Raw genomic sequence first — 11,517 nt, 5'->3', positions numbered from 1 at the left:
AGCTAAATGTAATTGAAATAAACTAAATAGCCTATTTTGTTACGGGGAAATTATATCATAATTAAAGCAATGTTTTTAGGTCATAAATAAGATCAAATTAATTTATCGCTTTAAGTTATTTCTTCTCCACCCTATAAAAAGTTGCCTTGCTCACCCCTGCCCTTTTACAAGCTTGTTCTATCGGAAGATTCATATTGTCATAGAGGTGTTTGGCATATTGGTATTTTTCGATAGTTTCCTTTTTTGGACCTTTGGGCCTACCCAAAAGTTTTTTTCGTCTGCGAGCATTAGAGAGTCCTACTTTTGTACGTTCACTTATCAAGTTTCGTTCAAATTCTGCTACTGCAGCGAAGATTTGTAGTAAGAATTTTCCATTAGCCGATGTGGTATCAAATTCTGGTTCGCTTAAACTTTTAAAGTGGACCCCTTTTTCGTTAAACTGGTCTATAAGATCGATCATGTTCTTTAGGGAACGAAAAATTCGGTCATTTTTATAGGTAAGTACCTTATCGCCTTTTCTGAGATATTTTAGCATCTCTTTTAATCCAGAACGATCTTCTCTTACTCCGCTGGCAATATCCGTATAGATTTTTTCACAACCTGCTTCTTTAAGTAAGTTGATTTGTGATTCTAATTTTTGATCGGGAGTTGAGACCCTCGCATATCCAACTATCATAATCGTCTCATAAAAAGTTATTTTACAAAACTACTAAAAAAGACGGTAAATGAGACTAAATTCTTATCAGCTGCCAAGCTGTCAGGATTGTATCATAAAAGGATCGTTTTAAAAGACAATTATTTTTTCAATCCTACCTGTTTCTCTATTCCAAGCTTTTTCATTTTAGCAAAAAGTGTCTTATCCTTTATGCCTAGTATAATCGCTGCACCTTTAGGACCACTAACTCGCCAGTTAGTATAATTAAGAACATCTATTATGTAATTTTTTTGCATTTCATCAAAAGACTTAAAATCAGAAGAAGAGATATCGCTAATAGATTTTGGAATCCAAGATCCTGGATTTAATGTAGTTCCGCTTTCAAGTATTACAGCACGTTCTATGAGGTTTTCTAATTCCCGTATATTACCAGGGAAATTATAATTTAAAAGAGCTTCAATTGTTCTTTTAGACAATCGTTTGAACGCCTTACCCGCTTTTGCCGAGTATTTTTCAAGAAAAAATTGTGCTAAAGGAGGTATATCTTCTTTTCTTGCCCGAAGTGGAATATTCTCTATGGGGAAAACATTTAACCTGTAATATAGATCCTCTCGAAATTTTCCTTCTCGAACCATATCCTCCAAATTTCTATTGGTCGCAGCTACAATACGTACATCTACACTTTTTGTTTTATTTCCTCCAAGCATATCAAACTCCCCTTCCTGCAGTACTCTTAATAACTTTGGTTGTAAATCTATGGGCAACTCACCAATCTCATCTAAGAAAATAGTTCCACCATCTGCTAATGAAAATTTTCCAATTTTATCATCAACAGCACCTGTAAACGCACCTTTTTTATGTCCAAACAACTCACTTTCAATTAGCTCATTAGGTAAAGTAGCGCAATTTATTTTGATTAAAGCTCTTTCTTTCCTAGAACTATTATTATGAACAGCACTAGCTAAAAGTTCTTTACCAGTACCAGATTCACCTGTTATTAAAACCGTTGTATCTGTATGGGCTACTTGATGTACTTGCTCTAATACTTTAGAATATGTAGCACTCTTATGAACAATATTATCGGCATTTATCTTACTTTTAATCTCCTCTTGTAAATATTCGTTTTCATATTCAAGTCTAGTTTTTAGAGATTTAATTTCTTCCAGTGCCTCAAACAATTTTAGATCACGCATTTTTCGTTCGGTAATATCCCTAACTATTGCGCAATTAATATCTTCACCTTCATATATTAAATGATTAGCAACAATATCAGCAGGAAACTTAGTCCCGTCCTTTCTGGTTACTAACCATTCCATATGCATGGAACTTTTTTCTTTCAATTCATCAAAATGTTCATACCACCATTCTTTTGTAATATTTGCATCTAAATCATAAATAGAAAAATTGTCAAGTTGTTTTTTGCTGAACCCTAGTTGTTTAGACACAGTATCACTATAATGAAGTAATTTACCTTCTCTATTATATACATAGACCAAATCTTGTGCATTATCTATAATTTCCTTAAAAAACTTAAGCCTATTTTCTTTTTTATGCTGCTCGGTTACATCTTGGTATATGCCAATTATTTTAAATAACTTATTACCTTTTTTAATGGGTTTTGCAATTACTCTAACAAATTTTGATGGTGTTGTTTTGGTTTCTAAAATCTCATCAAACCCTTGACCTTTTCTCCAAATATTACTAAAAAGTTTTTTTGCTTTCTCTTTATTATTAAAAAAATTTACAGCATTACCTGGTAAAAAAGCTTCCTTATCTTTTGTATTTAAAATACGGAAAGATTCCTCTGTTACTATTATTGAATTATCCTGTAAATCAAATTTCCAACCACCTACATTGGCTATAGATTCAGCATCTTTTAATAAATTTCTATAAAAACTAGACTCGGTAATATCATTGATAATGGAGCAAATCATCTTTTTTCCATTATTTGAGAAATATTGAGCAAAAACTTCTGCATCGTAAAATTTACCAGATTTAGTTTTATGAATCGCCTTGAAATATTGTGCTTTTTCTTTTTTAAGCGTTTCCCAATGATTTTTCCAACTTTCTTTAGTAACTGTGACGTTTAGATCATAAATAGAGAGCTTAATTAGTTCTGATTTTTTATAGCCTAAACGCTTGCAAAACTTAGCATTGGCGTATACTATTTTACCAGACTCATCTGCCCATATTACTTCATATGGTAATGCATCAATTAGCCATTCTTTTATTGATAATTCGTGATGTAAAGCAACCATTATTAATTCATGTTTATGAATGTTAAAAATAATTAAAAATTTCTCAAATAGTAGAAAATTCTAAAAAAAAGGAAAAATTAATTTACGTATTAACATTTTAAAATACTGAATATCATATAGTTAGTTAAATGGCACATCGTTGGCTTACTATTTAGCAAATAAAATTCAACATAAACAATGAAGCGTAAAGAATTTTTAAAAAAATCAGTAGCTGGATCAGCAGCGACAATCGTTGGAATTTCTGCTCTAGCAAACTCGACAAATACAGATAAAAAGAAATACGTGGAGCCAGATAATGTTGGATATAACCATTTACCAAACAAAGAATTTAAAACAATGAACAGCGTATTACACAAAGCAGATACAAGAGGAAAGGCTAATCATGGTTGGTTGCAGTCTAAGCATACCTTCAGTTTTGCAAACTATCATAATCCTGAAAGAATGCATTTTGGAGTACTGAGAGTACTCAATGATGATATAGTTTCTGAAAGCATGGGTTTTGGAACACACCCACATAGAGATATGGAAATAATATCTATCCCCTTAGAAGGAGATTTATTACATAGAGATGATATGGGAAATACCGCAGTAATAAAATCTGGAGACATACAAGTGATGAGTGCTGGCACTGGCATAATGCATTCAGAATACAATAACAATCCTGATAAACAGGTAAAGTTTCTACAGATTTGGATATATCCGAATAAAAAGGGAGTCGCACCTAGATATGACCAAATCACACTCAACTCGAACGATCGAAAAAATAAACTACAACAAATCCTATCACCTAATCAAGATGATTCTGGAGTGTGGATCCATCAAGATGCATGGTTTCATATGACTTCACTCGAAAACCAAAAACATTTGGAATACAACTTAAAAGATTCTAAAAAAAACGGAGTCTATGCTTTTGTACTTGATGGAAAAGTAAACATCAATGGTCAATCATTGGACAAAAGAGATGGATATGGAATATGGGATATTGAAAAACTGGATATAAAAGCGGATAGCAACAGCGAATTACTTCTAATGGAAGTACCAATGCACTAACACTTAATATTTAAAACTGAATAATAAACAGTCAAAATTGACACAAATCTAAAACAATGAGAAAATTAATTTTAACAGCAGTAACACTTTTTTCAAGCATCGTTTCATTTGCGCAATGGGATCAATACAATCCTAATCCAAATAATGATCCAGCTAATGCGTCTAAAGAATTATTAAATCCCACAAATCATACTTTGCTATTGATTGATCACGAAAGTCAGATGGCCTTTGCAGTAGAATCTCAACCTATCGAAGAATTACGTAATAATACTGGATTACTATCTGCATCAGCAACCTTATATAAGGTGCCAACTATCGTTACTACGGTGGCTGAAAAATCTTTTAGTGGACCTGTGTTTCCAGAAATTAGAGAGTACTTTCCAAATGAAAAAGATTATATAGATAGAACTACCATGAATTCTTGGGAAGACAAAAGAGTGGTTAAAGCAGTTGGTGATATTGGAAAGAAAAAACTTGTAATTGCAGGGCTTTGGACAGAAGTATGTACATTATCTGCATCTCTTTCAGCTTTAGAAGATGGTTATGATGTTTATGTGGTTACAGATGCCTCTGGAGGAACTTCACAAGAAGCACATGACATGGCTATAAAACGTATGATCCAAGCTGGTGTAAAACCAATTACCTCTCTTCAGTACTTATTGGAGATTCACAGAGATTGGGCTCGTAGTGATAAATATTTGGAAGTAGTAAAAATCTCAAAAAGATATGGTGGTGCGTATGGATTAGGAATTGATTATATCAAAACTATGCAAACCTGGATGAAAGAAAATCCTTCTAAACACTAGAAGATAAAACTAATCAAGGCTTTCAAAAATCTAGCTGAAGGCCTTTAAACTCCACCAAATGAAAAAGACATTTTTATTATTAACAGCGGTACTGCTTTTTCTTATTTCATGTAAGAATAATGATACCAAAAAAGAAGTAGAACAAAAAGAAACTGTAGAACAGATAGAAACAGCAGATTTGATCATTACTAATGCGAAAATTGCTGTGATGGATGAAAATCATTCATTTGCTAAGGCCATTGCAGTAAAAGATGGTAAAGTACTCAAAACTGGAAGCACAACTGATGTTTTAGCTCTTAAAGGAGCGAATACCAAAAGTATAGACGCTAATGGAAGAACTATCATTCCAGGTTTAAATGATTCACATCTTCATCTTACTCGAGGAGGCAGGTTTTTTAATGCGGAAGTACGTTGGGATGGAGTGAAAACCTTAAAACGTGCTTTAGAAATGCTCAAAGAACAAGCTGCACGAACACCAAAAGGTCAATGGGTACGGGTCATAGGTGGTTGGAGTCCTTTTCAGTTTGAAGAAAAACGGCTATTCACCATGAAAGAATTAAATGAAGCGACCGGAGATGTTCCTACTTATGTACTCTTTTTGTATAGTCAAGGATATTTAAATCAAGCAGGTTTGGATGTTTTAGGTATTGATGAAAATACTAAAGCTCCCAAAGGATCTAGATTTGAAAAAGGACCCGATGGTAAACTGACTGGTGTCTTAATAGCTGAACCTAATCCTTCTATTTTATATGCCAGAATTGGAAGCCTTCCTCCTTTAACGCAAGCGGAAATGGAAAACGGTACTAAGCAGTTTTATAGAGAATTAAATAGTTTTGGTATTACCAGTGGAATAGATGCTGGAGGTGGTGGTCATAAATTTCCTAAAGATTATACAGGAACAAAAGCTCTTGCAGATAAGGGAGAAATGCCAATTCGATTATCCTACTATCTATTTCCACAAAACAAGGGTTCTGAGTATGAAGAATTCCAAGAATGGATGGAAAACAATGAAGTGGGTCATAACGGTGAAATCCATTTAGATCATGGATATGAATTGGAAGGTGGTGGAGAGTTTTTGGCTTGGAGTGCCGGAGATTTTGAGAACTTTCTTGCTCCACAACCAATGCTTAATAGAGATAGACCAACATGGCGAAAAGATTTAAAACGTATAGTACGTTTACATGTTGATAATGGATGGCCTTTCAGAATTCATGCTACCTATGGTGAGACCATCTCTAATATGCTTGATGTATTTGAAGAAGTTAATCAGGAAACGAATGGAAAATTAGCTTCCAAGAGATGGCTTTTTGATCATGCTGAAACAGTACAGGAAAAAGATTTAAAGCGTATCAAAGCGCTAAATGGAGGAATCGCTATACAGGCTCGTATGGCATATGCTGGAGAATATTTTGTAGAGCGATATGGTGCGGAAAAAGCTAAACAAGCTCCTCCCGTAAAAAAAATGATTGCTATGGGACTTCCTGTAGGTGCTGGTACGGATGGTACTCGTGTAGCTAGTTATAATCCTTGGCCTGCCTTGTACTGGTTAGTTTCTGGTAAAACTGTAGGGGATTTTCAATTAGCCTCTGAAGAAAATAAATTGACACGAGAAGAAGCACTTCATCTTTATACTCAAGGTAGTGCATGGGTGTCTAATGAAGAAACGGTAAAAGGGACTTTGGAAGACGGGATGTTTGCTGATTTTGCAATCCTTTCTGATGATTATTTTACTGTACCTGAGAAAAAAATTAACTCTTTAAAATCAGTGGTAACAGTGGTAGGAGGAAAAATTGTTTATGCAAGTGAAGAATATAAAGAAATGAATCCGCCATTACCAGAGGTAATACCAGACTGGTCTCCGGTTAAATACTTTGGTGGTTATCAATCAAAATAAATTATAACATTAAAAAAAATGAATTATGGAAACAGTAGTTAAAACTAAATGGAGTATCGATAGTGCACATTCTGAAATCGGATTTAAAGTAAAACATATGATGATTTCCACAGTTAAAGGTCATTTTGAAGAATATGATGCTTCTATAGAAACCAATAAGGAAGATTTTAGTGATGCTGAATTTAAATTTTCTACAAAAATTGAATCAATTAACACTAAAAATACGGATAGAGATAATCATTTAAAGTCGGACGATTTTTTTAATTCGGCTGAATATCCTGAAATGACCTTTAGTTCAAAGTCTTTCAATGGAGAAACTTTAGTGGGTGATTTGACAATAAGGGATATCACTAAAGAGGTAACCCTTGATGTTGATTTTAACGGAGTAGCCGTTGACCCTTATGGTCAAACCAAAGCTGGTTTTGAAATGAGAGGAAAAATCAACCGTAAAGACTTTAATTTAACCTGGAGTGCTGTAACTGAAGCGGGAAGTATTGTGGTGGCTGATACAGTGACATTGGTAATTGACGCTCAGTTCGTTAAACAAGGATAAATATAACCCAAAGGCTGCCTACTATTAAGACAGCCTTTTTTAACCCCTCCAAACTGATGAAAAATAAAGAGAATACTTCAAGAAGAGCCTTTCTTGAAAAGATGGGCTTATCAACTTTAGCTCTTGGTGCGATCCCAATTATTTCAACTAGTTGCGATACTGATCCTAAAACAAAAAAAAATATAACAGACTCCTCAAATTTATCGTCTGTTGTAACTCGTAGAAATATCGCAGACATTCCAGTTGATGATCCAGAAATTAAGTTGTTGAAGGATGCCATTAAAATACTAAAGGATCGTTCTGAAGTTTCTCCTTTAGATCCTTTTGGGTGGACAGCCCATGGAATGTTACACGCTACTTTTTGTGCAACGAGTATGTATTCTAATCAAGTGCATTATAACTGGTATGTTTGGCCTTGGCATAGACTATATCTATGGGGAATGGAGCAAAAACTACAGAAAGCAGTAGGCGAACCAAAACTAGCTTTGCATTATTGGGATTGGACTAAGTATAATTACATTCCAAAACATTATTGGGGTGATGAATCTAATCCTCTAAATAATATTACTAGATTAGTTTCAGAAACTGATGAAATCCCTAAAGATTTTATCAATGTAGGAGCTGCTTTTCGTGCTGATAAGTATAAGACGTTTGGAGGATATCCTGCTATTAAAAAACGAGGAGATTCCCAACTAGATGGAATTGCAGAACAATCATTTCACAACAATATTCATAATTGGATAGGTGGACAAATGGCCACATTTACAGAGTCTGGATTTGATCCTATTTTTTATGCTCACCACGGAAATTGTGATAGAATCTGGGATGCTTGGAGAGCTTATAACCCAGAAAATAAACTGCCAACTGATGAAGAATGGTTAGAAAAAAGATTATTCGCTACTGACGGAAATGGAAGACCTGTTGACTTTAAAATTAAAGAGCTTCTCGATACGGAAGCCTTAGGGTATCGTTTTGCAGATATGAATCTAAATCCAAGTTATTGCAATCCTTTTATAGAAGCTGATAAACCAAAGAGAAATCAATCTAAAAGAGATTGTATTGCTACTTTGAATCTAAAAACATCTGATACAGACAATATTTATCAAGAATTTGTTGACAAAGAAAGAACCCATGTAATATTACATTTTGAAAGGGCACAACTACCCTATCAACCATATTGTGCTAGAGTGTTTTTTGAATATGATAAAAATGGTGTACAACAAAGTAAGTATACAGGAACATTTACGATACTCCCAATTCTTGATTTAGATTCTGTGCTTTTACAAAACGGTGTGCATTTGCAGATTGAAATTGAAAAAGAAATTGCTGATGCTATTGATTCCAAAAAAGATATTCAAGTGATTTTTCAGCCTGTACCACTTCCTAATAGAAATATTCCTGATGAAATTTTAAAACTAGAGAACATATCATTAGTAACACATTATGAAAACAATTAATCATTTATTTCTCCTGTTATTTGTATTGCTCAGTTCTTGCAAGAAAAAAGAAGTTTTACCTATCCTGGGAGAGAAAAGTATAGATGCCAACACAGGTCAATATGATTATTATAAAACGCCAGATTTTAGACTTACAAATCAATTTAATGAAGAAATAAACTCTAAGAGTTTTAAGGGTAAAATTCAAATTGTTGATTTCTTTTTTACCAGTTGTCCAACTATTTGTCCACAAATGACCAATCATTTGAAGGCAGTAGAGAAAGTATTTTTAAAAGAGGATAATGTAGAAATAATTTCAATAAGCATTGATTCAAAGAATGATACACCTGATCGCTTATTAGAATATTCAAAGAATAATGATATTAATACTGATAGATGGAGTTTACTGACTGGGAATGATAGTATCATATTTGAGTTAGCAAAGAACTATAAAGTGCGTGCATTTGATGATAGTACCGATACTGAAAGAAATCTATTACATGATGGCACTTTTGTTTTAGTAGATGGTAAACAAAGAATACGAGGGTATTATAATGGATTGGATGAAAATGATACGCTCAGGCTAATCAATGATATAAGAATCCTTTTAAATGAATATCCAAATGAATATAAGTCTTAAGAAAATAATTTTTAATCCTGAGGCGGACAAGTCGACATCTGATCTTTCTTTATTAGTATTTCGCATTTTGTTGTCCTTATCTATGATCAATACACACGGAATAAAAAAGCTGCTTGATTTTGAAGGCACTATTCAACACATTCCAGATCCGATGGGTATTGGCGGTGAAATAAGCACCATAATTGCAATTGTTGCAAATATCGTTGCGCCCGTCTTTATAATTCTAGGTTTAGGGACAAGATTGGCAACATTACCAATACTTAGCGTAACATTAATGGGATTCTTTATCGTTCATGGTAATGATCCTTGGTCGGTTAGAGATGTTCCATTAATGTATTCTCTTGCTTATCTTCTTATCTTATTTATGGGGGCTGGAAAGTACTCTCTTGATTCTAAATTTTTTAAAACTAACCAAAAATGAAATCACAACTATTTTTTATAGTGCTAGCTATCATAGCGGGTGCCGTCTTGCCACTTCAGGCTGGATTAAATGTACAATTAGGTAAAACGGTGCATCAACCTATTTTTGCTGCCTTTGCTTCTTTTCTAATAGGAACCATAGGACTACTTATTTATTTATTGATATTAAAATTTGACTTTTCTGCAATAGCTCAGACAAAAACAGTTTCGCCAGTAGTATGGATAGCAGGAATTTTGGGAGCATTTTATGTAGCTGCAGTAATTATTCTTGCTCCAAGGCTAGGAACTGCCCTTACCTTTGTTTTAGTAGTTGCTGGACAAATGACTGTATCCTTAATATTAGATCATTATGGTCTTTTAGGATTACCAGTAAAACAAATTAATTGGCAACGATTATTAGGTGTTGCTTTCTTAGTAGCAGGTGTACTTTTAATACGAAGATTTTAAATGAGATATGTATCAATTATATGGCTTCTACTCTGTTTTAGTTTCGCAAGAGCGCAAGAGATTGAATCAGTATATGATTTTAGTTTACTAAGACAAAATGATGATATCAAAATCATTCAAAAAGATTCCAAAACCTTTTATGAAGATCTAAAGTCACTAAAATTAGGTAAGAATATTACGTTAGGTTTCGGAGGCAGTTATAGATTCCAAACGGAAACTTTTATAAATGAACAATTTTCTAATGAAGAAGACCAGAATGACATATGGTTTTTGAACAGATTACAGTTGCATTCGCACTTTAAAATTGACAATAAATTTGAATTATTTGCGGAGCTAAATTCGAGTTTGATTTATAGCAAAGAAGAATTGGCACCAGTGGATAGAGACGAGTTGAGTTTCAATCAACTATTTGCTAGATATTATTTTAATAAGAATTTGAATCTTTTGGTAGGTCGTCAAAATATGCGCTTGGGAAGTGGTCGACTTATTGATGTAAGAGAAGGTCCTAATGTACGTTTGTCATTTGATATGCTACAAGTTGAATATAAAAACGAAAACACTAATATTAAAGTTTTTTATGCTGTTCCCCTTCAACTAGAAGAAGGAATTTTCGATAATGATGCTTTAAACGTCGAACAAGAAAGTTTAGTAGCCTTGTATTGGAGTCAAAATTGGACAAAAGAAACTGGTACAGATTTTTATGTTTTGTATAAAGAAGAAAAAAATAAAACTTGGAATTCTGGAACTGCTGATGATAATCGAATGTCAATAGGTTTGCGACATTATGGAAATTGGAAAAACTTCACATATAATAATGAGTTCGTATATCAGATAGGAAGATTTGGAGACCAAAATATAAGAGCTTGGACGGCATCGTTCAATATAGAACACCCTTTTAGTCTATTAGGTGAAAACGGGATAGTTGGTCTTAAAACAGAAGCCATTAGTGGTGATACCAATAACGCTGATAATGGTCTAAATACATTTGATGGCTTATATCCAAGAGGAGCTTATTTTGGTCGTGTGGCTCGTTTTGGCCCCTCAAATTTAATTGACTTTCATCCTTATATAAATACTCAATTTGGAGATTTTTCTTTGTCTCTTGATTATGTGGCTTTTTGGCGATTTTCCAAACAAGATGGAGTATACAGTCCCCCACTTATCTTAGAGTACCCTTCTATCAATGAAGAACGATTTATAGGACATCAAATAGGTACAATAACAGGTTTTGAAGTCAATGAGTTTTTTGCATTAGAATTTGAATCAAATGTTATCTTTCCTGATGGCTTTCTTGAAGAAAGTGACTTAAATGACACCTTGTTTCACGCAGTAATTACAGCAGAATTTAAATTTTAAAA

At 33.6% G+C, this 11,517-nt stretch carries 11 protein-coding genes; 9 read left to right on the top strand and 2 right to left on the bottom strand.

Annotation, left to right across the window (positions count from 1 at the left end; all coding sequences use genetic code 11):
* Positions 1 to 115 precede the first annotated feature (115 nt).
* Together Q1B37_RS06230 and Q1B37_RS06225 are read right to left on the bottom strand one after the other, a co-directional pair.
* Entirely contained in the window at positions 116 to 676 is a 561-nt protein-coding gene (locus tag Q1B37_RS06230; RefSeq protein ID WP_299896769.1) for a recombinase family protein, read from the bottom strand.
* Between the two features lie 119 nt (positions 677 to 795).
* On the bottom strand, positions 796 to 2,913 hold the full coding sequence (locus Q1B37_RS06225) for a sigma 54-interacting transcriptional regulator (protein WP_299896766.1): 2,118 nt from the start codon (positions 2,911 to 2,913) through the stop codon (positions 796 to 798).
* A 336-nt stretch (positions 2,914 to 3,249) separates the two neighbouring features.
* On the opposite strand from Q1B37_RS06225, the gene Q1B37_RS06220 reads away from it, so the two are divergent.
* The 9 genes from Q1B37_RS06220 to Q1B37_RS06180 are packed head-to-tail and all read left to right on the top strand — an operon-like array spanning position 3,250 to position 11,515.
* Complete coding sequence (locus tag Q1B37_RS06220; protein WP_299897663.1) at positions 3,250 to 3,963, top strand: pirin family protein; 714 nt, start codon at positions 3,250 to 3,252, stop codon at positions 3,961 to 3,963.
* A gap of 56 nt (positions 3,964 to 4,019) precedes the next feature.
* Entirely contained in the window at positions 4,020 to 4,769 is a 750-nt protein-coding gene (locus Q1B37_RS06215; RefSeq protein ID WP_299896763.1) for a hydrolase, read from the top strand.
* Between the two features lie 58 nt (positions 4,770 to 4,827).
* On the top strand, positions 4,828 to 6,663 hold the full coding sequence (locus Q1B37_RS06210) for an amidohydrolase (RefSeq protein WP_299896760.1): 1,836 nt from the start codon (positions 4,828 to 4,830) through the stop codon (positions 6,661 to 6,663).
* A 25-nt stretch (positions 6,664 to 6,688) separates the two neighbouring features.
* Positions 6,689 to 7,216: a YceI family protein gene (locus Q1B37_RS06205; protein WP_299896757.1), complete on the top strand. Its 528-nt coding sequence runs from the start codon at positions 6,689 to 6,691 to the stop codon at positions 7,214 to 7,216.
* 56 nt (positions 7,217 to 7,272) lie between these two features.
* A complete protein-coding gene (locus Q1B37_RS06200; protein ID WP_299896753.1) occupies positions 7,273 to 8,673 on the top strand; it encodes a tyrosinase family protein in 1,401 nt (466 codons plus the stop codon).
* Positions 8,660 to 9,292 carry an SCO family protein gene (locus Q1B37_RS06195; RefSeq protein ID WP_299896750.1) on the top strand — a complete coding sequence of 211 codons (633 nt, stop codon included), beginning with the start codon at positions 8,660 to 8,662 and terminating at the stop codon, positions 9,290 to 9,292. The genes Q1B37_RS06200 and Q1B37_RS06195 overlap by 14 nt, the downstream gene beginning before the upstream one ends.
* A complete protein-coding gene (locus tag Q1B37_RS06190) occupies positions 9,276 to 9,713 on the top strand; it encodes a DoxX family protein (RefSeq protein ID WP_299896748.1) in 438 nt (145 codons plus the stop codon). The genes Q1B37_RS06195 and Q1B37_RS06190 overlap by 17 nt, the downstream gene beginning before the upstream one ends.
* The gene (locus Q1B37_RS06185) at positions 9,710 to 10,159 is read left to right on the top strand and encodes a DMT family transporter (RefSeq protein WP_299896745.1); all 450 of its coding nucleotides are present in this window, start codon (positions 9,710 to 9,712) and stop codon (positions 10,157 to 10,159) included. Before Q1B37_RS06190 ends, Q1B37_RS06185 begins: the two co-directional genes overlap by 4 nt.
* Positions 10,160 to 11,515: an alginate export family protein gene (locus Q1B37_RS06180; protein WP_299896742.1), complete on the top strand. Its 1,356-nt coding sequence runs from the start codon at positions 10,160 to 10,162 to the stop codon at positions 11,513 to 11,515.
* Positions 11,516 to 11,517: the final 2 nt, after the last annotated feature.

The sequence above is a fragment of the uncultured Aquimarina sp. genome, assembly GCF_947492965.1.
In the GTDB taxonomy this organism is placed as follows: domain Bacteria; phylum Bacteroidota; class Bacteroidia; order Flavobacteriales; family Flavobacteriaceae; genus Aquimarina.
The sequence above is the reverse complement of the archived record's forward strand: the minus strand, read 5'-3'. Positions and strand labels throughout refer to the sequence as shown.